Here is a 23831-nt window from a genome sequence, read left to right on the forward strand (position 1 = left end):
GCCGCCTGTGCCGAAGATCGACATCGAGGCCTACGCGAAGGGGGTGCTCGACGGGAAGCGCGCGTTCATCGCGCGCGCGATCACTCTCGTCGAGTCCACCCTGCCCGCTCACCGGGCGCTCGCGCAGGGCCTGTTGACGGAGCTGCTGCCGCACGCGGGCCGGGCCCGCCGGATCGGCATCAGCGGGGTGCCGGGGGTGGGCAAGTCCACCTTCATCGACGCGTTCGGCACGATGCTGACGGGGCTCGGCCACCGGGTGGCGGTGCTCGCGGTGGACCCGTCGTCGACGCGCACGGGCGGCTCCATCCTGGGCGACAAGACCCGGATGGAGCGGCTGTCGGTGGATCCGGCGGCGTTCGTGCGGCCGTCGCCGTCGGCGGGCACGCTGGGCGGGGTCGCCAAGGCCACCCGCGAGTCGATGATCGTGATGGAGGCGGCGGGCTACGACGTGGTCCTCGTCGAGACCGTCGGCGTGGGCCAGTCGGAGACCACGGTGGCGGGGATGGTGGACTCCTTCCTGCTGCTCTCCCTGGCCCGTACGGGCGACCAGCTGCAGGGCATCAAGAAGGGCGTCCTGGAACTGGCCGACGTACTGGCCGTGAACAAGGCGGACGGCCCGCACGAGCGGGACGCGAAGGCCGCGGCCCGTGAACTGTCGGGCGCGCTGCGGCTGATGCACCCGGTGGACGCGGCGTGGACGCCGCCGGTACTGACGTGCAGTGCGCGGGAGTCGACGGGGCTGGACGAGGTGTGGAACCGCCTGGAGCAGCACCGGACCCTGCTGGAGGCGGGGGGCCGGCTGGCGGCGAAGCGGGCGGCCCAGCAGGTGGAGTGGACCTGGTCGATGGTCCGCGACGAACTGCTGGAGCGCCTGCGGGCGGATCCGGCGGTACGCGACCTCGCGCCGGAGCTGGAGGCCGCGGTCCGGGCCGGCTCGGTCACCCCGACGTCGGCGGCGGACCGCATCCTGGCGGCGTTCGGGAACCCGGGGAACTGACCGGGTGACCGGGCGCGCCCCCTGCCGGCGCCGCCCCGTCACCCGGTCATCCGAAGAAGACCCTCGCGGACGGCGGCAGCAGCTCGGCTCCGCGGACCCGGTCGCGGCTCGCGAGGATCTGGATTTCCTTCAGGCCCGGGAGTCCGCCCAGCGGCCCGATGTCGATACCGGTGTCGCCTTCCGGCGTGAACTTCCCCGGGAAGCGGCACTCGCCGAGCCCGGGGAACGCCAGCGGCAACCGGCGGATCACCATCCGCAGTACCTTCTCGCCGCACGTACCGTACGCAAGTCGGATTCGGTCAGGGAACGCTTCTCGCCCGTGAAGGACACGTAGCCCGAGAGCCGGATCGGCCGGTCGACGACGCCGGCGCCCGCGCCCTCGTTGACGAACAGCTTCTTCACGAGGGGTCCGATGGCCGCCGAGGCCACCCTGATGCCGATGGTGCCGGGCTCCATGCAACCCCCCGCAGCGTAGCGACCGTTGACCGGAGCCTAACGGTCGCCTACGCCGCCCGGGGCGTTATGCCTCGACGAGTACCGGGCCGGCCGGAGTGAGGGACTCGCGCAGGACGCGGACCTGTTCGGCGGTGTCGTCGGTGGCGAGGAGGGCGGAGAGGACCGCGATGCGGGCCTGTCCCGCGCGCAGGGTGCCCGTCGGAACGGCGCCGGCCGCGACGAGGTCCACCGCACCGCCGTGCGTGTAGATCTCGGTGACGGGCCCGGCCATGACGCGCGTGGTGAGGGCGACCAGCACCCCGCGGGCGACAGCGGCACGCACCGCTTCCACGATCTCCGGGGTGGCGTTGCCCGCGCCGGTACCGATGAGGACGATGCCGCGGGCGCCGGCCTCGACGGCGGCGTTCAGGAGCGCCGGGTCGGCGTCGGCGTGGTGCATCACCATGTCGACGCGCGGCGGGAGTTCGGGCATGGCGGGCAGCGGGAGCGCGGCCGGCCGCCGGGGCGTGCGCAGCATGGCGACCTTGCCGAAGCCGATCTTCCCGAGCAGTTCCTTGGAGGGGTCTGCGAACGCGTCCAGGTCCACGGCCTGCGTCTTCACGGTGCCGCGCGCGGCGTGGACGCGTCCGGCGAAGGCGATCAGGACGCCGAGCCCTCGGGTGGTGGCGGCGGTGAGCAGCGCGTCGTACAGGTTGCCCGGTCCGTCGCCGTCGGCGGTGCCCATGGGCCGCTGCGAGCCGGTGAAGACGACGGGGCGCGGGTCGTGGTGGTGGAGGTCGACCAGGAACGCCGACTCCTCCAGGGTGTCAGTTCCGTGGGTGACGACGATGCCGTCGACGCCGGGGTCGGCGAGCACCTCGTGCACGGTGCGCAGGAGGGTGAGCTGGTGGGCCGTGGTGAGGCGGGGGCTGTTCACGCTGAACAGGTCGACGACCTCGACGGTCATGCCCTCGGGCAGCGGCGCCGTGGCGATGACCTCGCTCCCGTCGGCGTCCGCGGCGAAGCCGGAGCCCTGCCAGCGGCTGGCTATCGTGCCGCCGGTGCTGATGACGACGATCCGTCCCATGCTGCGTGGCCGCCCTTCTCACTCGTACATTTGTACTCAAAGCAGCAATGATAGAGCGATCTGTGCGCAATATGCTTGCGTCTTCCTCCGACCGGGCGAGGAGTCGTGGGTGATAATTGCGCCATGGACGCCATCGACCGCGATATCTTGCGCGAGCTCCAGGCCGACGGGCGGCTGAGCAACCAGGAACTCGCCCAGCGGGTGGGGCTGACCCCGTCCCCGTGCATGCGCCGGGTGCGCCAGCTGGAGCAGGACGGGGTGATCCAGGGCTATCGCGCGGTGATCGACCCCGAAGCGGTCGAGCGCGGCTTCGAGGTGCTCGTCTCGGTCGAGGTGCGCCGTGACCGCGAGGCGGTCGAGGCCTTCGAGGCCGCCCTCCAGGACATCCCCGACGTGATCGAGGCCTACCGCCTCTTCGGGAGCCCCGGGTGCCTGCTGCGGATCGCGGTCGCGGACCTGCGCGCGTACGAGCGGCTGTGGATCGAGAAGCTGACCGCCCTCGCGGGCATCACCGAGGTCAACTCGCAGATCATCATGAAACGCGTCAAGGAGCCGACGGGCCTGCCGGTCGACGGCTGACTGCCGTGATCGTCCGATGAGTGGCGATCGCTGTGGCGGGCGGCGTGTGACGACTTCCGGACCGTCGCGGAGGGCTCCGGGTCCCTCGACGCCCGGGTGGAGTCCAGGGACGGGGCCATGCAGCGGAAACGCCCGGGCGCCGACGGCTCTCGGGGCCGTCGGCGCACGGGCGTCGCGTTCCCGCGGAAGGGGTCAGCGCAGGGCGTCGGCCTCGTGTTCGCGGCGCTGCTGGGAGGGCAGGACGGGGGCGGTCCGGCTGAGCTTCTCGCCTTCGACGTCCATGTTCGGCAGCACCCGGTCGAGCCAGCGGGGCAGCCACCAGGCCGACCGGCCGAGCAGGGCGAACAGGGCGGGGACGAGGGCCATGCGGACGAAGAAGGCGTCGAAGAGGACGGCGATGGCGAGGCTGAAGCCGACCATCTTGACGAAGACGTTGTCCTCCATGATGAAGCCGGAGAAGACGCTGACCATGATGATCGCGGCGGCGCCGACCACCCGGCCGCCGTAGCGGAATCCGGTGACGACCGCGTCCTTGGGCTGCGCCCCGTGCACGTAGGCCTCCCGCATCCGGGTCACGAGGAAGACCTCGTAGTCCATCGCGAGGCCGAACACGACACCGATCATGAAGATCGGCAGGGTGCTCATGATCGGGCCGGGCTGTTCGACGCCGAAGAAGTCCCCGAGCCAGCCCCACTGGAAGACGGCGACGACCGCGCCGAGGGCCGCGCTCACGGAGAGCAGGAAGCCGAGGGCCGCCTTGAGCGGGACGAGCAGCGAACGGAAGACCAGGACCAGCAGGAGGAAGGCGAGGCCGACGACCAGACCCAGGTAGGGCAGCATCGCGTCGTCGAGGGTCTGGGAGAAGTCGATGAACAGGGCGGTCTGACCGGTCACCAGGATCTCGGCGCCGCCGTTGCTCGCGCCGAGGGCGCCGGCGACGCCCCTGATGTGTCCGACGAGTTCCTCGGTCTCGGTCTCGGTGGGGCCGGTCTTCGGGACGACGGTGAGCACCGCGGTGTCGCCCTTGTCGTTGGGCGTGGCGGGGGTCACCGTGGCGACGCCCTCGACCTTGGCGAGCTCCTTGCCCACGCCGCCGGCGGCGGTCGCCGCGTCCTTGGCCTGGACGGTGACCGTCAGCGGGCCGTTGAACCCGGCCCCGAAGGACTCGGACAGCATGTCGTAGGCCTTGCGCTGGGTGGTGTCCGGCGCCATGGTGCCCTCGCCGGGCAGGCCGAGCTGGAGGCTCGCGGCCGGTACCGCGACGGCGCCGAGGCCGACGACACCGAAGAGGAGGACGACGAGCGGGCGGCGGACCACGAACCGGGCCCAGCGGGTGCCCAGGTTGGGCTTGTGGCCCTTGGCGGCCCGCTGGTCGGCCTTGCGCTGCTGGCGCTCCGTGAGGGGCTTGCCGCTGTACTGCTTGCGGTCGCGGCGGGGCATGACCTTGATCGGCGCGAACCCGAGGAGGGCCGGGACGAAGGTGACCGCGATGAGGACCGCGACGGCGACCGTGCCGGCGGCGGCGAGGCCCATCTTGGTCAGCATCGGGATGTTCACGACGGTGAGGCCGGCGAGGGCGACGATGACGGTGAGGCCGGCGAAGACGACGGCGGAGCCGGCCGTTCCGACGGCCCGTCCCGCGGCGTCCTGGCGCTCGCGGCCCTCGGCCACTTCGGAGCGGTAGCGGGAGACGATGAACAGGGCGTAGTCGATGCCGACCGCGAGGCCGATCATCAGCGCGAGGGTGGACGTCGTGCTGGACAGACCGAGGGTGCTGCCGAGCGCGGTGATGGCCGCACCGCCGATGGCGACGCCCAGGATGGCCGTGAGCAGGGGCATGCCGGCGGCGATCATCGAGCCGAAGGTGAGGACCAGGACGATCGCGGAGATCAGGATGCCGATGCCTTCCGCGCCGCCGCCCGGTGCTCCGTCGACCTTGACGGCGTCACCGCCGGCCTCGACGACGAGTCCGGTGGCCCGGGCGTCCGCGAGCGCCTTGTCGAGGCCGTCGTGGGCCTCGTCCGTCAGCTTGAGCGCAGTCAGCCTGTAGGTGGCGACGGCATAGGCCGTGGTGCCGTCCTGGCTGATGGCGTTGGTCGCGAAGGGGTCGGACGCGGAAACCACGTCGGGTGCCTTGGCGAGCGCCCCGACGAGCGTCTCGACCTTGGCCTTCTGGGCGGGGTCGGAGAGCTTCTCGCCGCCGGGCGTACGGACGACCACGCGGGCGGTGGCGCCGTCCACGCTCATGGCCGGGAACTTCTCCTTCAGCAGGTCGAAGGCCTTCTGGGACTCCGTACCCGGCATCGAGAACGTATCGGCGGGCGGCGCCGGCGCGGTGGAGGCCGCGAAACCGACCCCGACCAGGACGGCGACCCACAGCAGGGCGACCAGGCCTCGTCGCCGGAAGGCGAATCGACCCACTTTGTAAAGGAAAGTGGCCATGACGAAAAGAACTCCTGTTTGAATCGATGTGCGAGCGGGAGCGGGGGTGGTTCCGGTGGGGCAGGGCGATCGGCGCGGCCGGCCGCGGGCCCGGCCCTACGGGGCGCCTTCGGTGACGCCATCATGGCACACAGATGGCGCCACTGTCGCGCCATTCCTGCGCCATGGGGCCGGAGTGGCCGGATGAGGCGGTGCTATGCCCGGCCGTAGGGGGCCTTCGGAGCGGGTGGCCAGAACCGGCCGGCCTGGTCGATCGCGGCCCGGGACGCCCCGTGATCCGGCCAGGGACCTGGTGGGGTGAGGCCGTTGATATCGGCCATCACTCGCTGCGGCACTCGGCGCCGCCCCGTGGCATCGCTCGACGCACGCTGGCGCCACCATGGCGCCACAGTGATCGGTGGACCACCGGTCCGGCACGACCGCCGCGGTCACGGCCCCACCCCGTCCGCTCGCGCCGCCGGGCCCGCCTCCTGGTCCGCTTCCGGATCCGGCACGATCACCGTGCCGACCCCGTCGTCCGTGAACATCTCCAGCAGAACCGCGTGCGGGACCCGTCCGTCGATCACGCGCGCGGTGCCGACGCCGCCCCGCACGGCGTGCAGGCAGCCGGTCATCTTGGGGACCATCCCGTCGGCGAGCTCCGGCAGCAGCTTCTCCAGCTCTCGGGCGGTGAGCCGGGCGATGACCTCGCCGCTCGCCGGCCAGCCCGCGTACAGCCCCTCCACGTCGGTGAGCATCACCAGCGCCTGGGCGCGCAGCGCGGTGGCCAGCGCGGCCGCCGCCGTGTCGGCGTTGACGTTGTAGACGTGGCCGTCCTCGGCGCTGCGGGCGACGGACGAGACGACCGGGATGCGGCCGTCGGCGAGGAGGGCCTCGATGGCGCCGGTGTCCACGCGGGTGATGTCGCCGACCCGGCCGATGTCCACCGGTTCGCCGTCGACCCATGGCACGTGCCGGACGGCGGTGAGGGTGTCGGCGTCCTCGCCGGTCATGCCGACGGCCAGCGGCCCGTTCGCGTTGATCAGCCCGACGAGCTCGCGCTGGACCCGCCCGGCGAGCACCATCCGGACCACGTCCATCGCGGGCGGTGAGGTGACCCGCAGGCCGGCCTTGAACTCGCTCGCCAGGCCCCGCCGTTCGAGTTCGGCTCCGATCTGCGGGCCGCCGCCGTGGACGACCACCGGCTTCAGTCCGGCGTAGCGCAGGAAGACGACGTCCCGGGCGAAAGCCGCGGTCAGCTGCTCGTCGACCATGGCGTGCCCGCCCAGTTTGATGACCACGGTGCCGTTCTGGTGGCGCGTCAGCCATGGCAGCGCCTCGCAGACGGACCGCGCCTTGTCCAGGGCGGTCCACCGACGGGTCGTCATGAGAACCTCGTGCGCAGGGTGAAGAGAACGGCCGGCCGCGCTGGCGACGCTCATCGGCACAACTCCTTCTGTGGAGGGCTCCGGCTCCCGGGGACGTGAAGGACCACGGCACGGAGCCGTGGTCGCCCGTCCAGCATTGCGCGCGAGAAGGCGCGGCCGGAAGTCCATTCCGCGGAACTCGCCCAGAACCAAGCAGAATTGGCGCACGGTGTTCCGGGCTCGGATCCGTCCCGTCAACAGGACGGCGGGACGAACGCGTCGACGGTGCCTGCGGGGTGCCTCATCCGCGCACCGGGCTGCACCGGGCGGCCGAAAGGTGCCATGATCGGGCACGGCGGTCTCGCCAACTCCATCCCCCTTAATGGATGACGGTCCGTTTCCCGTCCGGGAAGCGGACCGTGAACGGCTTGAATTGGAGTGGATTCATGAGCAGCAACCCGTTCGACGACGCTGACGGCCGGTTCTACGTCTTGGTGAACGACGAGGGCCAGCACTCACTGTGGCCGTCGTTCGCCGAGGTTCCCGCCGGCTGGCGCATCGTTTTCGGCGAGGAAAGCCGCCAGCTGTGCCTGGAGCACGTCGAGGCGAATTGGACCGACCTGCGGCCGCAGAGCCTGCGCGACGCGATGGCCGCGGACCGGGTTTCCGCCGACGCCGCGTGAAGTGAATCCGGCTCTCCGCGTATGGCGTGGAACGGCCGATGAAGTACGAAGGGTGGGCCCCGGTGCTGTTCGTCCAGCACCGGGGCCCACCCTTCGGTCGTGCCGGGGTGTACGGGTCAGGCCCGGACGGCCGCGCCCGCGCCTGCGGCCTCGACGGCCCGCGCCCCGGCCAGTTCCTGCTCGGCCCTGCGCAGGACGATGGAGTCGGCGATCTCCCCGCTGCGCACGGCGATGTTCGACAGCAGGGACGACGACAGGCCGTGGGTGTGCTCGGTGCCGCCCTGGAGGTAGATCCCGCAGGACAGGCCCGACGCGGTGACGAGGCGGTAGTCGCGCTCCACCCGGTGGCGGCCGGTCTCGTCCCGCAGGAAGTGCCGGTCGAAGTCGCCGAGCAGGCCGGCGGGGTCCATGCCCTCGTAGCCCGTCGCGAAGACGAGCGCGTCGACGTCCAGCTCCTGCGGCTCGCTGTCGAGCAGCGAGTTGAGGGTGAGCCGCGTCTCGTTGCCGACCCTGCCGACCTCGGCGACCCGGGTGAGGTTGAGGAAGTGGAGGCGCTTGTCGCCGCGTACCTCCTCCTCGTACGAGCGCTGGTGCAGGGCGCGGATCACCTCGTCGTCGACGACGGAGTAGTTCGTGTTGCGGTGGTAGTGCCAGAAGGCCTCCCGCGCCTGGTCGGTGCCGAAGTAGTACTCGTCGACCGCGGCCGGGTCGAACACCTGGTTGGCGAAGGGCGTGTCGTCCGCGACGGAGTACCCGTAGGACGGGATGACCGCGCTGACGCGCGCGTGCGGGAGCATGTCGTACAGGAACCGGGTGATCTCGGCCGCGCTCTGGCCGGCGCCGACCACCGCCACGCTCTTGAGCTCGTCGGGGTCGAGGCCGCGGAACCTCTCCAGGAACTGCGAGCTGTGCCAGACCCGTTCGTCCGCGGTCACCCCGGCCGGCATGCGCGGCACCAGGCCGGTCGATATGGCCACGTTGCGCGCCTTGACCAGCCGGACGTCGCCGCCGGCGCCCCGCACCTCCAGCTCGAGGTGCTCGGGAGAGCCGGAGCCGGCGTCCCCGGCGGGCCGTATCGCGGTGACCTCGGATCCGTAGGACACCCGGTCGGCGAGGCCGGCCGCCGCCCATTCCAGGTAGTGGTGGAATTCCTGCCGGGTCGGGAAGAAATCCTGGTTGTTGACGAACTGCACCAGGCGCCCGGCCTCGTGGAGATACGAGACGAAGCTGAACCGGGACACCGGATTGCGGAAGGTGGCCAGGTCCTTCAGGAACGAGATCTGCATGGTGGTCGACGGCAGCAGCATGTTGCGGTGCCATCCGAACGACGCCTGACGCTCGAAGAACACGGCCTTCACCGGACGGTCCGGAACGTTGGCCCGGTGCTCTTCCAGAGCGATTGCGAGCGCCAGGTTGGACGGGCCGAAGCCGATGCCGACCACGTCGTGAATCTCGTGGTTATGCATACCCGTTGTACCCATAGACAATTCTCCCGCTAGCGTCTTGGAATCTCGACCGGTGATCCGGGAGACCTTTGTTCAGTATTGCGCCGGAGAACGTCCCGGCGCCAACCTGAAGGCACCGACAAAGCAATCGAGCGGCTTCAGCGCGAACCGGATGCCGAAGGCCGCTGTCCCGGTGACGGGACAGCAGTACGGTCGGTTCGGATTTCATGTATTCACACAGCCCGCCGACCGAAAGGGTGAATTCCGGATGTTCGTCCCCAGCAACTACCGTGAACCCGACAGTTCATGGATGACCGATCTGATGCGCGACAATCCATTGGCCCTGGCGGTGACCAACGGGCCCGTCGAAGACGGCCCGTTCGCCACGCATCTTCCGGTCATCGCCGATCCGCTGGCGAACGAGGAATGGGCCCCCGACCTTTCGGGTGCCAGGCTCCTCGGCCACATGAACAAGGCGAATCCGCACTGGGCGGCAATCAAGACGGGCGGCATCGTCCTGCTGACCTTCACCGGCCCGCATTCCTACGTTTCCCCGACGGTTTACGAGAAATCACCGGCGGCCCCGACGTGGAATTTCACCTCGGTGCACGTGCGCGGCGTGGTGGAGAAGATCGAATCGAGCGAGGAGACGATGGACGTGGTGCAGTCCACCGTGCGCGCCTTCGAGGAGGCGAAGTTCGGTACGGGCTGGGACATGACCGACTCGATCGGCTACTTCCACCAGCTCCTGCCGGGCGTGGGCGCCTTCCGGATCACGGTGACCGGCGCCGAGGGCATGTTCAAGCTCAGCCAGGAGCAGCCCGCCGACGTACGCGGGAGGGTGCTGGACTCCTTCACCCACAGCGGGTGCACTCGGCAGCGCGACGCGGCCGACCTCATGCGGCAGCTGCCCTGATCACGTGGACACCCCCGCAGGGTCCGCACTCCCCCGCGGAGTGCGGGCCCTGCGCGCCGCGGGCGGCCGCGCGGTGCGTCAGGCACCGGAGGCCGGTCCTTCGAACCCGCCCCGCTCCGCGGGCGGCTTCGGGCCCTCGATCTCCAGCGGCCCCTCGCTCTCCAGCGGCCCACCGGGCCCGGCCGGCGCCATGAGCTCCGCCGGCCCGTCCGCGGCGTCCTCCAGCCTGCCGAGTTCCGCCAGGGCCTGCTTCGCCGCACTGTCCAGGGTGACGAGCACCCAGCGCTCGAAGTCGACCCCTGCCTGCTCGGCCGCCCGGTGCCACCACTGGAGACGGCTTCCCGGCACTTCCAGCCTCCGCGTCGGTTCCGCGGGGACCCGGACCCGGTCCTGGCTCTCGCGTGCGGCGCGGATCGCGCCGCGCAGTTGCTTGGTGGTCCATCTGCGCTGCTCGGCCCGGTCGAGCCAGGCCTCCTGCTCGTCGTGCGGCAGGGACGCCAGCTCGGCGTGGTGCTGGAAGCTCAGGGAGCCGCGCCGCCGGGTGAAGTCGAAGCGGCGGGAGACCCAGGCGTAGTTGCGCAGGGTCTGGTACTGGAGCCCCGCGGCCCGGATCCCGCGCTGGTAGCGGTCGGTGTAGTGGTCCTTGCCGTACACGAGCCAGTCGCCGAGCCACCAGGATGAGGAATCCACGATTCCGGACAGCTGGCGCCCGGCCTTCTCCCAGTCGTCGAAGGACATCCCGGCCGGCATCTGCAGACCCACCTTCGTGGTCAGCACCTGACCGCGCCGTGGATCCTCACCCATGCCCATGCCCATGCCCATGCCCCTGCGCGGTCTCGGCACGGACTCGGGGCCGGGACGGATCTGCCCCGTTCGCGATCCCTCGACGTCGCCGGCCTGAATCGCCATCGTGCCTCCATGTGAAGGGGTCCACAGAACAGGTGTGGAGGCTCGCAGCACGTGCTAAAGGCGTGCCAAAGTCGCCCGTCCGGCCGTCGCGGGCCGCCGCGTAGCCGCCGGCTCCCTGGCGGCCCGGCAGCGGCTCCGTCCCGTCGACGGGACGGAGCGACCGACCCATCGAACAACTGAACAGCTGTTGTCCGCTGCCGCCTTCTGTCGCCGCCGTTCTGTTCTCCGCCTCCCGGGCGAGAGGTATGTTCATTCTCGGCCAGAGTTTCTCCGCAGCGGCTCAGCAGAATTCCCGCAGCCGCCGGCTCGGCTTTTCACGAGGCATCAGAGGTAAAGCGGAACGGCCATGGCCATTTTCCCCGCGCCCGCACTGCGCCTCCCTATTCAGCTAATTCAGTCGATTCAGCAGGAGCAGGAGGATCGGAAATGACGCACTCCCGGGCCCACAGGTCGCCCCTCTCGTCGCGCGCGGCGCGGCTCAAGGGCAGCGGACTGACCGAGGTGTTCATGCTGGCGCGGACCCGTGACGCCGTCGATCTGGCGGTCGGCACCCCCGGCCACCCCGAGACCTCCGCGGACATGATCGAGGAGGCGGCCCGCGCCATGCGGGCCGGCCACAACCAGTACGAGCACCCCAACGGGGACGCAACCCTGCGGCAGCGGATCGCGGAGGCCCTCGGCACCCCCACCGACCCGGACACCGAGGTCACCGTCACCGCGGGTGCGACAGAGGCCCTCTTCGTCGCCCTGCTGGCGACCGTAGACCCCGGTGACGAGGTCATCCTCTTCGACCCCGGCTTCGACCACTTCACCGCCGCCGTCGAACTGACCGGGGCCGTACCCCGGTACGTACGGCTGCACGCGCCGGAGTGGCGCTTCGACCCCGCCGAGCTGGCCGCCGCCTTCTCCTCCCGCACCCGGGCCGTCGTCCTGAACACCCCCGGCAACCCGACCGGCCGCGTCCTGAGCGGCCAGGAGCTGGGCGAGATCGCCGAGTTGTGCGAGCGCTGGGACGTCACCGTGATCTCCGACGAGGTCTACCGCGCCTTCACCTTCGACGGCCGCCCCCACGTCTCCGTGGCCGACGTCCCCGGACTGGCCGAGCGCAGCATCGTCGTCGGGTCCCTCTCCAAGAGCCACGCCGTCAGCGGATGGCGGCTGGGCTTCCTGCGGTCCGACCCGGTGCGCACGGGCGCGCTGCGCCAGGTGCACGAACTCACCACGCTGGGTGCCGCCGTCCCCCTTCAGGTGGCCGCAGGACGGACCGCCCACGGCGTCGACCTGGCCGTCGCGGCGGCCGAGATGGCCGGGCGGCGCGACCTCGCCCAGGACGTCTTCTCGCGCATGGGCATGAAGTTCACCCCCGCGGAGGGCGGTTGCTTCCTCTTCGCCGACATCGGCCCGCTCACCGGCGGCCGGCAGGACAGCCTCGGCTTCGTCCGCGAACTCCTCGACCGCACCGGGGTGCTGGTCGTACCCGGGACGCCCTTCTTCGCCGACCCGGCCGCCGGGGAGCAGTACGTGCGCATCGCGTTCAACCGGCAGGCCGCGGTCCTGCGCGAGGCCGAGCGCCGCCTCTTGAACACCTGATCGCCGACCACAACGGGGAGGAAAGGCATGAAGCACCGCAGCGCCGGCCCGCTGGGCCCGCTCCCGGAGTTCCTCGGTCAGTACGTGACCGGGGAGGGGCAGGTCCCGGACGGCATCGACGTCGTCCCCTTCTGCACGCCCGCCGGCGACAAGATGTGGCTGGTGTGCGACTACGCACTGGCCCGCCGGGTCCTGACGGACAAGAGGTTCAGCCGCGCCGAGGCCGTCACGCCGCAGGCCCCGAAGCTCAACGACGCACAGCCCGTACCGAACTCCATGATGAGCATGGACGGTGCGGATCACTCCAGGCTGCGGCGCGTCGTGACCAAGGCGTTCACCACCGGCCGCACCGCCGCCATGGCCCCGGCCGTCGAGGAGCTGGCCGACCGCCATCTCGACGCCCTGGCCGCGGCGGGGCCCGGCACCGACTTGATCGAGACGCTCGTCGCACCGCTGCCGCTGGCCGTCCTGTGCTCGCTGCTCGGCGTTCCCCACGAGGACGCCACCCGCTTCCGCGACTGGGTCGAGGTGCTGTTCGACATCTCCGCCAGCACCCCGCAGGAGAAGGCCCGGCGCCGCCTCGAACTCATCGACTACATGGCCGACCTGATCGACCGCAAGCGCCGCAGGCCCGAGGACGACCTCCTCACCTCCATGATCGCGGCGCACGAGCAGGGCGACCTGTCCATGGGCGAGCTGCTCACCATGGGACTCACCCTGCTGATGGCCGGCTACGAGACCGTCGTCGGGCAGCTCGGCCTGTCGGCGCACGCCCTGCTCCGCGATCCGGCGGCGTACCGGGAGCTTTGTGAGCGGCCGGACCGGCTGGCCCCCACGGTGGAGGAGCTGCTGCGGCTGACTCCCTCCACCCCGATCAGCTTCCCCCGGGTCGCGGTGGAGCCCGTACCGCTCGGCAGCGTCACGGTTCAGGCCGGGGAGGGCGTCATCGTCTCCCTGCTGCACGGGAACCGGGACGGCAAGACCTTCGCCGAGCCCGGGCTGCTGGATCCGCAGGGGCACGACGCCGCGCACCTGACGTTCGGCCACGGGGTGCACCGCTGTCTGGGCGCACCGCTGGCCAGGCTCCAGCTGCAGATCGTGCTGGAGCGTCTGATGCGGCGGTTCCCGACCCTGCGGACGGCCTCGGGCCCCGACGCCGTGGTCTGGAAGGACGGCCTCGGTACGCGGGGGCTGGCCCGGCTGCTCGTGGACTGGTAGCCGAGCCGCCGCGCGCCGCGCGCGCCGCCGGCCGGTCGTACAGGCGGGTCGCCTCCCGGGTGTTCCGGGCGTCCCCCTCGAAGTGCTGCTCCCCGGAACACCTTTGGACTTGGAGTGAGGATCCGCATGTCTGTCGAGACCACCCGCCGCGATGCCGAGTTCGCCGGGGCCGCCGGGGAGCCCGTCGCCGTCATCGGGCTGTCCTGCCGCGTCCCGGGAGCGGACGGAGCCGAGGGCTTCGACCCGGCGTTCTTCGGCATCGGGCCGGAGGCGGCCGCATCGGTGGACGAGCGTCAGCGGCTCCTGCTGCAACTGTGCTGGGAGGCCCTGGAGGCGGCCGGTACCGTCCCGGCCTCGCTGCGCGGCTCCGGTGGTACGGGGCTCTTCCTCGGTGGGGACGCCGAGGGCGTCGCCGGCGGGGTCGCGGCCGTGTTCGGCCTGACCGGTACGCACCGGACCGTACGAGCGGGCGCGGCGTCCGCCCTGGCGGCGGTGCACCTCGCGGCCGAGAGCCTGCGCGCCGGCGAGAGCACGATCGCCCTCGCGGGCGCGGGCGCCCCGGCCGGGGCCGTGGCCGTACTCAAGACGCTGGCCCGGGCCGAGGCGGACGGCGACAGGATCCTCTCCGTGCTCGGCGCCACAGGCCCGACGCCGGACCAGACCCCACCCCGCCCTTCGACCGGGGCCGACACGGAGGCCGCCCCTACGGCCGGGGCCGAGGCCGGAGGCGAAGCCGGGCCCGCGGCCGGAACGGAAGGCGAGACCGACACGGAGCACGCCACTGTGGCCGTGGCCATGGACGAAGGCGAGGCTGCCACCGCAGGCGAGGCCGGCACCGGAGGCGAAGCTGCCGCCGCAGGCGGGGCTGCCACCGCAGGCGGGGCTGACGCCACGGGCCGGGCCACCGCCGCAGGCGAAGCCACCGCCCCAGACAGGGCTGCGGCCACAGGCCGGGCCGGCGCCGCAGGCGAGGCTGCCGCCGCAGGTGGGGGTGCCGAAGGCGAAGCTGGGACAGGGCGGGGTGGCGGTCGGCTCGGGGCGGTTCTGTGGGGGACTGCCGTCGGCCGGGTGGGGGCCGTGCGGGCGGTTGACGGTGACGGGGTGGTCTGGTCGGTGGAGGCCGAGGCGGCTCCCGGCGTACAGGAACGTTCCACCGGCCCGTCGGCGGCCGGCTTCCGGGCCGGCGTGCTGCCGTGGGTGGTCTCCGGGCACACCGCGGCGGCCGAGCGCGCGCAGGCGGGGCGGCTGCTGGACCGGCTCCGGCTCACCGACGGCGCCGGCGGACGCCCCGGCACGGCCGATGTCGGGCACTCCCTGGCGGTCTCGCGCACCGCGTTCGCGCACCGTTCGGTCCTGCTGGCCGCCACCGAGGCCGAGTTCGCCGAGGAGCTGGCCGCGCTCGCCGAGGGCCGCCGCGGCCCCGGACGTGTCAGCGCCACGGCCGCGCCGCGCGACCGGACCGTCTTCGTCTTCCCCGGCCACGGCGCGCAGTGGCCCGGCATGGCCGCCGGCCTGCTCGACGGCTCCGATGTCTTCCTCGCCGGCGTCCGGGCCACCGCCGAGGCCCTCGCCCCGTACGTCGACTGGTCCCTGGAGGACGTACTGCGCGGGGCGCCGGGCGCGCCCGCACTCGACCGCATCGACGTCATCCAGCCCGCGCTGTTCGCGACCTCCCTCGGCCTCGCGGCCCTGTGGCGCTCCTTCGGCATCGAGCCGGCCGCGGTCGTCGGGCACAGCATCGGCGAGATGGCCGCGGCCGTCGTCGCGGGCGGGCTCAGCCTGGAGGACGGCGCCCGGGTCAGCGCGCTCTGCGGCAGGGCACAGGCCCGGCTCGCGGGCCGCGGCTCCATGCTCTCGGTCCTGCTGCCCCTCGACGAGGTGCGGTCGCGCACAGCCCCGTACGGCGAGCGGCTGTCCGTCGCGGGCGTCAACGGGCCGCGGTCGATCGCCGTCGCCGGTGACCTGGACGCCGTCGAGCGGCTCCAGGAGGAGCTCACCGCCGACGGCGTACGGGTCAGACGGGTCGCCATCGACTACGCGGCGCACTCCGCGCACATCGACGAGATCCACGAAGAGCTGCTCGCCGTGCTGGCACCGGTCCGGCCGCGCAAGGGGACCATCCCCTTCTACTCGGCCCTGACGGGCGCGCTGCTGGACACGCGCTCGCTGGACGCCTCGTACTGGTTCCGCAGCCTGCGCGAGCCCGTGCTGTTCGAGAGCTCGGTCCGGTGCGTGGCCGACCACGACCTCTTCGTCGAGGTCAGCCCCCACCCGGTGCTGACCCTGCCCCTCGAACAGAGCTTGGAGACAACCGGCTCCACCGCCGTCGCGGTCGGTTCGCTGCGGCGCGGGGCGGACGGGCCGCACCGCTTCCTGACCTCCGTGGCCGAGGCGTACGCGCACGGCGCCCCCGTGGACTGGAGCCCCGTCTTCCCCGCCGAGGCGGCGGTCGTCGACCTGCCCACGTACCCCTTCGGCCTCCGTGCCCCCGACGCCGCAGGCGACCGCGACCCCTTCGAGGCCGGCGGGGACCCGGAGCGCACGGCCCGGTTCCTGATGGACCTGGTGCGCAACGAGGTGGCCCTGGTCCTCGGGCGCGGCAAGGGCGCGGACATCGACCCGGCCCGCACCTTCCAGGAACTCGGATTCGACTCCGCGACCGCGGTGGAACTGCGCAACCGGCTGGTCGCCGCCACCGGTCTGCGCCTGCCCACCACCCTCCTGTTCGACCGGCCCACCCCCGAGAAGCTGGTCGCCCGGCTCGCCGAGCTCTCCGGGACGGTGCCCGCGCACCAGCCCGTCTCCCGGGCCGTCCCGCGCCGGAACCACGGCTCCGACGAGCCGATCGCGATCGTGTCCATGGCGTGCCGCTTCCCGGGCGGGGTGGAGTCCCCGGAGGACCTGTGGCGGCTGCTCGTGGAGGAGCGCGACGCCGTCTCCGAGTTCCCGGGCAACCGCGGCTGGGCGCTGGAGACCCTCTTCGACGGGGATCCCGACCGCGCGGGCACCTCGTACACCCGCCAGGGCGGGTTCCTGCACGACGTCGACCGGTTCGACGCCGAGTTCTTCGGGATCAGCCCGCGCGAGGCCGCCGCCATGGACCCGCAGCAGCGCATGGTCCTGGAAACCGTGTGGGAGGCCGTGGAGCGCGCCGGGATCGACCCGGCAGCGCTGCGCGGCAGCGGGACGGGGGTGTACGTCGGCGCGATGGCGCAGGACTACGGGCCGCGCCTGCACGAGGCGGGCGAGGGCGTCGGTGGCTACCTGCTGACCGGCACGTACACGAGCGTGGTCTCCGGCCGCGCCTCCTACACCCTCGGGCTGGAGGGCCCGGCCGTCACCGTCGACACGGCGTGCTCGGCATCGCTGGTGGCGCTGCACATGGCGGCGCAGGCGCTGCGGGCCGGGGAGTGCGAACTGGCCCTGGCCGGCGGTGTGACGGTGATGGCGAGCCCCGGCATGTTCGTGGAGTTCAGCCGTCAGCGCGGTCTGTCGGTGGACGGTCGCTGCAAGTCGTTCGCGGAGGCGGCGGACGGTACGGGCTGGGGCGAGGGCGCCGGCATGCTGCTCCTGGAGCGGCTCTCCGACGCACGGCGCAACGGCCACGAGGTCCTCGCGGTCATCCGCGGGTCGGCCGTCAACCAGGACGGCGCCAGCAACGGGCTGAGCGCCCCCAGCGGCCCCTCCCAGGAGCGGGTCATCCTGGAGGCCCTCGCCGCCTCCGGCCTGTCGGCCGCGGACGTCGACGCCGTCGAGGCGCACGGTACGGGCACCCGGCTCGGCGACCCCATCGAGGCCCAGGCGATCCTGGCCACCTACGGCCGGGACCGCGAGGCCGGCCGGCCGCTGTTCCTGGGCTCGCTGAAGTCCAACATCGGGCACACCCAGGCCGCCGCCGGCGCGGGCGGCGTGATCAAGATGGTCATGGCGATCCGCAACGGCCTGCTCCCGCGCACCCTGCACGTGGACACCCCGACCTCGCACGTCGACTGGTCGAGCGGCGCGGTCTCGCTGCTGACCGAGGCCACGCCGTGGCCGGAGGCCGACCGGCCGCGCCGGGCCGGCGTCTCCTCCTTCGGCGTCAGCGGCACCAACGCCCACCTCGTACTGGAGCAGGCCCCAGAGCCGGCGGTGGCCGCCGCCGAGCCGGTGGCCGCCGAGCCGCGGGCCGGGTGCCCGGCCCCCGCCGAGGAGGGCGCGCCCGCCGAAGCCGCACCCGTCCCCTTCCTCGTGTCCGCGAAGACCGACCAGGCGCTGCGCGCTCAGGCCGGCCGGCTCCTGGACCACCTGCGCGACAACCCCGGCGTCCGGCTCACGGACATCGGCCACTCCCTCGCCGTCGGCCGGGGCCACTTCGACCGGCGTGCCGCAGTCGTCGCCGCCGACCGTACGGAGCTGGAGCAGGGCCTGCTGGCCCTGGTGGACGGCGCCACCGCCCGCGGCCTCGTCACCGGGCAGAGCCGGCCCGCCGTTCGCCCCGTGTTCGTCTTCCCGGGCCAGGGCGCGCAGTGGGCGGGCATGGCGGCCGGCCTGCTGGAGACCTCCCCCGTGTTCGCCCGCCGGATGGCCGAGTGCGCCGCGGCCCTGGAACCGCTGGTGGACTGGTCGCTCCTGGACGTGGTCCGGGGCGTGGAGGGGGCTCCCGGTTTCGAGCGCGTCGACGTCGTACAGCCCGTCCTGTGGTCGGTGATGGTGTCGCTGGCCGCGGTGTGGCGCTCGCTGGGCGTCGAACCGGCCGCCGTGATCGGCCACTCGCAGGGCGAGATCGCGGCGGCCTGCGTGGCCGGCGTGCTGAGCGTCGAGGACGCGGCCCGGGTGGTGGCACTGCGCAGCCGGGCACTGACCGTGCTGTCGGGCCGCGGCGGCATGATGTCCGTGGCCCAGCCGGCGGCGTGGGTGCGGGACCGGATCGGCGCCTGGCGGGGCAGGATCTCCGTCGCCGCGGTCAACGGCCCCGCCCAGACCGTCGTCTCCGGCGATCCGGATGCCCTGCGCGAGCTCCTCGCCCAGGTCAAGGAGGAAGGGGCGAGGGCCCGTCTCGTCGACGTGGACTACGCCTCCCACTCGGCCCACGTGGAGGAGCTCGAAGACGAGCTGGCCCGGCTCCTCGACGGGATCGAGGCGGGCCCGGGCGACATTCCGGTCCACTCGTCGCTGACGGGGGCGCTGCTCCCCGACGCGAGCGTGATGGGCGCCGGGTACTGGTATCGGAACCTGCGCGAGACCGTGCAGTTCGAGCAGGCGGTCGAAGACCTCCTCGCCGCCGGGCACCACACCTTCATCGAGGTGAGCCCGCATCCGGTGCTCACCATCGGAGTGCAGGCCGCCCTCGACGCGGCGGGCGTGCGGGGCACCTCCCTCGGCACCCTGCGCCGCGACGAGGACGAGGCCGGGCGGCTGCTGCTCGCACTCGGCGAGGCACACTGCCACGGCGTCGGCGTCGACTGGTCCGCCGTGTTCGCCGGTACGGGCGCCCGGCGCGTCCAGCTCCCGACGTACGCCTTCCAGCGGACCCGGTTCTGGCTCGACACCCCGGTCACGGCGGAGGACCCGTCGGGCCTCGGCCTCACTTCGGCCGAGCACCCGCTGCTGGGCGCGGTGACCAGCCTCGCCGACCGCGAGGGTGTGCTGTTCACGGGCCGCGTCTCCCGCCGTACGCACCCGTGGGTCGTGGACCACGCGGTCGTCGGCACGGTCCTGCTGCCCGGTACCGCCCTCGTCGACATGGCCGTCTCGGCGGGCGACCGCTTCGGCTACGACAAGCTCCGCGAGCTGGTCCTGGAGGCGCCGCTGATCGTCCCGGAGGAGGGCGGCGTCCACCTGCAGGTCGCGCTCGGCCCGGCCGAGGAGTCGGGCACCCGGTCCGTCACCGTCCACTCCCGCCCCGAGGGCCCGGCCGACGCGGAATGGACCCGGCACGCCTCGGGTGTACTGGCCACAGGCGAGCACCCGGCCCCCGCCGCCGCGCCGGCCTGGCCGCCGCAGGGCGCGCGGCCGCTGCCGCTCGACGAGGTCTACGAGCGTCTCGCCGACCGCGGTTACGAGTACGGGCCGGTCTTCCAGGGCCTGGGCCGGGCCTGGCAGTCGGGGCCGGCGTCGGCATCCGGCGCGGCGTCGGGGGCGGCGGGCGAGGAGCGGTTCGCGGAGGTCTCCCTCCCGCCGGAACAGCACGCCGACGCCTCGGCCTTCGCCATCCACCCGGCGCTCCTCGACGCGGCCCTGCACGCGATGCTGCTCGGCGACGGTACCGAGCTGGCCATCCCGTTCTCCTTCAGCGGGGTCACCCTGCACGCCTCGGGCGCGACCGCGCTGCGCGTGCACGTGGTACCGGTCGACGCCGACACGGCCTCGCTGACGGCGACCGACCCCGAGGGCCGGCCCGTCGTCACGGTCGACTCCATCACGCTGCGTCCGGCCGGTGACCTGCGTGCCGCGCAGAGCGCGGGGCGGCCCTCCGGTCTGCACCGGCTGGTGTGGAAGCCCATGCCGCAGCCGGACGCCCGGACGTCGGACGCCCGGACCGCGGGCGGTGCGGATGCCGCGGCGGGGCTGTGGGCCGTGCTCGGATCCGACCCGCACGGGCTGGCCCCGGCCGTCTCGGGCGACACGTACGCCGATGTCGCGGAACTGCGGACCGCTCTGGGCGACGGCGCCCAACTGCCGTCCTTCATAGCCGTGTCGGACGAGTACGCGGACGTGCACGAGGCGGTTCGCAGCACCCTCGCCACCCTCCGGGAACTCCTCACCGACACCACTCTGGACTCCACCCGCATCGTCCTCCTCACCCGCCGCGCCACGGCCCCCACCACCGACCAGGACATCCGCGACCTCCCCGCCGCGGCCCTCACCGGCCTCGTCCGCACCGCACAGAACGAATACCCCGACCGGCTCGCCCACCTCGACATCGACGACGCCGACGCCGGGCAGCTGGCCGCCGCGGCCCACGCGGCGGCCACCTGCCCGGACACCCAGTTCAGCCTCCGCGACGGCCGGCTCCACACCCCCCGTCTTGAAAGCACCCCCTCCCCCGCGGCGGAAACGGGCCTGGACCCCGACGGCACCGTCCTGATCACCGGCGGCACCGGCGGACTCGGCCGGATCCTCGCCCGCCACCTCGTCACCCGCCACGGCGCCCGGCACCTCCTCCTCACCAGCCGCACCGGACCCGACGCCCCCGGAGCCCGAGAACTCGCCGACGAACTCACCGCGGCCGGCGCCCACGTCACCATCGCCGCCTGCGACGCCGCCGTCCGCCAGTCACTGCAGAACCTCCTCGACGCCGTCCCCGCCCAACACCCCCTCACCGCCGTCGTCCACGCGGCCGGCGCCCTCGACGACGCCACCCTCGACAACCTCACCCCCCACCACGTCACCCGGGTCCTGCGCCCCAAGGCCGACGCGGCCTGGAACCTCCACCAGCTCACCTCCCACCTCCCCCTCACCCACTTCGTCCTCTTCTCCTCCATCGCCGGCCTCATCGGCAACCCCGGCCAGGCCAACTACGCCGCCGCCAACACCTACCTCGACGCACTCGCCCACCACCGCCGCCACCACGGCCTCCCCGCCACCAGCCTCGCCTGGGGACTCTGGGACACGGCCAGTGCCATGACCAATGGGCTGAGCGACCTGGACGTCAAGCGGTGGGTCCGCAAGGGCGTGCTGCCGATCTCCGCCGAGCGCGGCATGGAGATCTTCGACGCGGCCCTCACCTCGGCGGAGCCACTGCTCGCCGCGGCCGACCTGGACCTGCCGGCCCTGCGCTCGCCCGACCGGTCGGTGCCGGCCCTGCTGCGCACTCTCGTCCGCGCCCCGCGCCGCCGCGCCGCCGCGGCCGCCGGCTCTTCCGGTGCCGGCGGTTCCTCTTGGGCCGAGCGCACCGCCGCGCTCCCGGCGGCCGACCGGCTGCGTACCGTCGGCGAGCTCGTACGGACCACGGTCGCCGCCGTACTCGGCCTCGCGGGCCCGGACTCAGTCGACGCGGACACGGCGTTCAAGACCCTCGGCATGGACTCGTTGACCGGGCTGGAACTGCGGCGCCGTGTCGTCGCGGTCAGCGGGATCACGCTGCCGGCGACCGCCGTCTTCGACCACCCCACCCCCACGGCGCTGGCCGAGTTCCTGGCGGGCGAGCTCGCCAAGCTGGCCGGCGAGGGCCTGGTGGTCCGTACCGGGCAGCAGGTCGCGGCGCGCGGCGCGTCCGATCACGAGGACCCGATCGTGATCGTCGGCATGGCCTGCCGATACCCGGGCGACACCCGCTCGCCCGAGGACCTGTGGCGGCTCGTCGCCGAAGGCACCGACGCCATCGGCCCCTTCCCCACGAACCGCGGCTGGTCCCTGGACCGGCTCTTCGACGGGGACCCCGACCGCGCGGGGCACTCGTACGCCCGCAACGGCGGTTTCCTCCACGACGCCGACCGCTTCGACGCCGAGTTCTTCGGGATCAGCCCGCGCGAGGCCGCCGCGATGGACCCGCAGCAGCGGCTGCTGCTGGAGACGAGCTGGGAGGCGGTGGAGAGCGCGGGCATAGCGCCGGCCACCCTGCGCGGCACCAGGACCGGCGTCTTCAGCGGTGCGATGTACAGCGAGTACGCCTCGCACCTGCGCAACGCCCCGGAGGCCGTGGAGGCCTACCGTACGACCGGCAACACGCTCAGCGTGGCGTCCGGCCGGGTCTCGTACACGCTGGGCCTCCAGGGTCCGGCCATCACCGTCGACACCGCCTGCTCCTCCTCCCTCGTCGCCCTCCACCTGGCCGCCCAGGCCCTGCGCCAGGGCGAATGCACCCTGGCCCTCGCGGGCGGCGTGACGGTGATGGCGGTGCCCGATCTGTTCGTGGAGTTCAGCCGGCAGCGCGGGCTGGCGGCGGACGGCCGCTGCAAGTCCTTCGCAGACGCGGCGGACGGTACCGCCTGGAGCGAGGGCGTGGGCGTGCTGCTCCTGGAGCGGCTCTCCGACGCCCGCCGCAACGGCCACGACGTCCTCGCGGTCGTCCGCGGCTCGGCCGTCAACCAGGACGGCGCCAGCAACGGCCTCACCGCCCCCAACGGCCCCTCCCAGGAACGCGTCATCCGCGAAGCCCTCACCGCCGCCGGCCTCACCACCGCCGACATCGACGCCGTCGAGGCCCACGGCACCGGAACCACCCTCGGCGACCCCATCGAGGCCCAGGCCGTCCTCGCCACCTACGGCCAGGACCGCGACACCGACCGGCCCTTGCTGCTCGGCTCGCTCAAGTCCAACATCGGCCACTCCCAGGCCGCCGCAGGCGTCGGCGGCGTCATCAAGATGGTCATGGCCATGCGCCACGGCATCCTCCCCCAAACCCTCCACGTCGACCGGCCGACCTCGCACGTGGACTGGAGCAGGGGGGCGGTGTCCCTCCTCACGGAGGCGACCCCGTGGCCCGAGACCGACCGGCCCCGCCGGTCCGCCGTCTCCTCCTTCGGCATCAGCGGCACCAACGCCCACGTGGTCCTCGAACAGGCCCCCGCCAACGAGCCGGAGCCCGCCGCCCCGGCCCCCGAGGCGGTGCCGATGGCGCCCTGGCTGCTGTCGGGCCACACGGAGCCGGCCCTGCGGGCCCAGGCGGAGCGGCTGCTGGCCTTCGTCTCCGAGCGCATGGCGATGCCGGAGCCGGCCGCCACTTCGCCGTCTCGGATCGCACTGGCGGACATCGGCCGGTCACTGGCCGCCGCGCCGGCGCTCCTGGCCCACACCGCGGCCGTCGTCGCGGACGACGGCGAGGGCCGTCTGAGGGCGCTCGCCGCGCTGGCCTCCGGGGAGGAGTCCGCGGACGTCATCACGGGACCGCCGGCCGGACAGGGCGGCGGCAAGACCGCCTTCCTGTTCACCGGGCAGGGCAGTCAGCGTCCCGGCATGGGCCGTGAGCTGTACGAGACCCACCCCGTCTACGCCCGGACCCTGGACGAGGTCTGCGCCCGTCTCGACGAGCACCTGCAGCAGTCCGTGACCCTGAAGTCCCTCCTCTTCGCCGAGGATGACCCGGCCTCACCCCTGCACCAGACCATGTGGACGCAGGCGGCGCTCTTCGCGACGGAGGTCGCCCTCTACCGCACGGTCGAGCACTACGGCCTGACGCCGGACTACCTCCTCGGCCATTCGGTGGGCGAGCTGGCCGCGGCGCACGTCGCGGGGGTCCTCGACCTCGACGACGCCTGCAA

The 23831-nt window shown here is 72.9% G+C and carries 14 protein-coding genes; 7 read left to right on the forward strand and 7 right to left on the reverse strand.

Annotated features, from left to right (window positions below; genetic code table 11):
• Positions 1–7: 7 nt before the first annotated feature.
• Positions 8–997: a methylmalonyl Co-A mutase-associated GTPase MeaB gene (gene meaB, locus ACZ3X1_RS34200; RefSeq protein ID WP_356811734.1), complete on the forward strand. Its 990-nt coding sequence runs from the start codon at positions 8–10 to the stop codon at positions 995–997.
• 46 nt (positions 998–1043) lie between these two features.
• On the opposite strand, the gene ACZ3X1_RS34205 is transcribed toward meaB, so the two are convergent.
• The 3 genes from ACZ3X1_RS34205 to ACZ3X1_RS34215 all read right to left on the reverse strand — a co-directional run bounded on the left by ACZ3X1_RS34205 (position 1044) and on the right by ACZ3X1_RS34215 (position 2519).
• A complete protein-coding gene (locus ACZ3X1_RS34205; protein ID WP_356811735.1) occupies positions 1044–1250 on the reverse strand; it encodes a hypothetical protein in 207 nt (68 codons plus the stop codon).
• A complete protein-coding gene (locus ACZ3X1_RS34210; protein WP_467282989.1) occupies positions 1244–1453 on the reverse strand; it encodes an NACHT N-terminal Helical domain 1-containing protein in 210 nt (69 codons plus the stop codon). The genes ACZ3X1_RS34205 and ACZ3X1_RS34210 overlap by 7 nt, the downstream gene beginning before the upstream one ends.
• A 64-nt stretch (positions 1454–1517) precedes the next feature.
• The gene (locus ACZ3X1_RS34215) at positions 1518–2519 is read right to left on the reverse strand and encodes an asparaginase (protein WP_356811737.1); all 1002 of its coding nucleotides are present in this window, start codon (positions 2517–2519) and stop codon (positions 1518–1520) included.
• 123 nt (positions 2520–2642) lie between these two features.
• Here ACZ3X1_RS34215 and ACZ3X1_RS34220 point away from each other — a divergent pair, with 123 nt between their 5' ends.
• On the forward strand, positions 2643–3098 hold the full coding sequence (locus ACZ3X1_RS34220; RefSeq protein WP_390078432.1) for an Lrp/AsnC family transcriptional regulator: 456 nt from the start codon (positions 2643–2645) through the stop codon (positions 3096–3098).
• 192 nt (positions 3099–3290) lie between these two features.
• Here ACZ3X1_RS34220 and ACZ3X1_RS34225 read toward each other — a convergent pair whose 3' ends face one another.
• Together ACZ3X1_RS34225 and argB are read right to left on the reverse strand one after the other, a co-directional pair.
• Positions 3291–5540: an MMPL family transporter gene (locus ACZ3X1_RS34225; RefSeq protein ID WP_356811739.1), complete on the reverse strand. Its 2250-nt coding sequence runs from the start codon at positions 5538–5540 to the stop codon at positions 3291–3293.
• A gap of 428 nt (positions 5541–5968) precedes the next feature.
• Positions 5969–6907, reverse strand: coding sequence for an acetylglutamate kinase (gene argB / locus ACZ3X1_RS34230; RefSeq protein ID WP_467282992.1), 939 nt, complete (start codon positions 6905–6907; stop codon positions 5969–5971).
• 425 nt (positions 6908–7332) lie between these two features.
• Between argB and ACZ3X1_RS34235 the strand changes: the two genes are divergently transcribed.
• The gene (locus tag ACZ3X1_RS34235; RefSeq protein ID WP_030651287.1) at positions 7333–7569 is read left to right on the forward strand and encodes an MbtH family protein; all 237 of its coding nucleotides are present in this window, start codon (positions 7333–7335) and stop codon (positions 7567–7569) included.
• A gap of 116 nt (positions 7570–7685) precedes the next feature.
• Here ACZ3X1_RS34235 and ACZ3X1_RS34240 read toward each other — a convergent pair whose 3' ends face one another.
• Positions 7686–9035 (reverse strand): lysine N(6)-hydroxylase/L-ornithine N(5)-oxygenase family protein, encoded by a 1350-nt coding sequence (locus ACZ3X1_RS34240; protein ID WP_467282995.1) that lies wholly within the window; start codon positions 9033–9035, stop codon positions 7686–7688.
• A gap of 52 nt (positions 9036–9087) precedes the next feature.
• On the opposite strand from ACZ3X1_RS34240, the gene ACZ3X1_RS34245 reads away from it, so the two are divergent.
• Positions 9088–9930: an FMN-binding negative transcriptional regulator gene (locus ACZ3X1_RS34245; protein ID WP_467282997.1), complete on the forward strand. Its 843-nt coding sequence runs from the start codon at positions 9088–9090 to the stop codon at positions 9928–9930.
• 78 nt (positions 9931–10008) lie between these two features.
• Here ACZ3X1_RS34245 and ACZ3X1_RS34250 read toward each other — a convergent pair whose 3' ends face one another.
• Entirely contained in the window at positions 10009–10839 is an 831-nt protein-coding gene (locus ACZ3X1_RS34250) for an LmbU family transcriptional regulator (RefSeq protein WP_467282999.1), read from the reverse strand.
• A gap of 426 nt (positions 10840–11265) precedes the next feature.
• Here ACZ3X1_RS34250 and ACZ3X1_RS34255 point away from each other — a divergent pair, with 426 nt between their 5' ends.
• From ACZ3X1_RS34255 to ACZ3X1_RS34265, 3 genes are all read left to right on the forward strand, one after another.
• A complete protein-coding gene (locus ACZ3X1_RS34255) occupies positions 11266–12429 on the forward strand; it encodes a pyridoxal phosphate-dependent aminotransferase (RefSeq protein WP_467283002.1) in 1164 nt (387 codons plus the stop codon).
• Positions 12430–12456: 27 nt separating this feature from the next.
• Entirely contained in the window at positions 12457–13647 is a 1191-nt protein-coding gene (locus ACZ3X1_RS34260) for a cytochrome P450 (RefSeq protein ID WP_467283004.1), read from the forward strand.
• Between the two features lie 126 nt (positions 13648–13773).
• Positions 13774–23831 (forward strand): SDR family NAD(P)-dependent oxidoreductase (locus ACZ3X1_RS34265; RefSeq protein WP_467283007.1); only part of this gene is annotated, 10058 nt, incomplete at its 3' end.

This window comes from Streptomyces sp. NPDC023541, from assembly GCF_055559995.1.

Excerpts from the sequence above, each read along its gene's own strand:
- ACZ3X1_RS34250 (WP_467282999.1), bottom strand. The coding sequence starts at position 10,839 with ATGGCGATTCAGGCCGGCGACGTCGAGGGATCGCGAACGGGGCAGATC.
- ACZ3X1_RS34220 (WP_390078432.1), top strand. The coding sequence starts at position 2,643 with ATGGACGCCATCGACCGCGATATCTTGCGCGAGCTCCAGGCCGACGGG.
- ACZ3X1_RS34260 (WP_467283004.1), top strand. The coding sequence starts at position 12,457 with ATGAAGCACCGCAGCGCCGGCCCGCTGGGCCCGCTCCCGGAGTTCCTC.
- ACZ3X1_RS34215 (WP_356811737.1), bottom strand. The coding sequence starts at position 2,519 with ATGGGACGGATCGTCGTCATCAGCACCGGCGGCACGATAGCCAGCCGC.
- ACZ3X1_RS34210 (WP_467282989.1), bottom strand. The coding sequence starts at position 1,453 with ATGGAGCCCGGCACCATCGGCATCAGGGTGGCCTCGGCGGCCATCGGA.
- ACZ3X1_RS34225 (WP_356811739.1), bottom strand. The coding sequence starts at position 5,540 with ATGGCCACTTTCCTTTACAAAGTGGGTCGATTCGCCTTCCGGCGACGA.
- ACZ3X1_RS34205 (WP_356811735.1), bottom strand. The coding sequence starts at position 1,250 with ATGGTGATCCGCCGGTTGCCGCTGGCGTTCCCCGGGCTCGGCGAGTGC.
- argB (WP_467282992.1), bottom strand. The coding sequence starts at position 6,907 with ATGACGACCCGTCGGTGGACCGCCCTGGACAAGGCGCGGTCCGTCTGC.
- ACZ3X1_RS34240 (WP_467282995.1), bottom strand. The coding sequence starts at position 9,035 with ATGCATAACCACGAGATTCACGACGTGGTCGGCATCGGCTTCGGCCCG.
- ACZ3X1_RS34255 (WP_467283002.1), top strand. The coding sequence starts at position 11,266 with ATGACGCACTCCCGGGCCCACAGGTCGCCCCTCTCGTCGCGCGCGGCG.
- ACZ3X1_RS34235 (WP_030651287.1), top strand. The coding sequence starts at position 7,333 with ATGAGCAGCAACCCGTTCGACGACGCTGACGGCCGGTTCTACGTCTTG.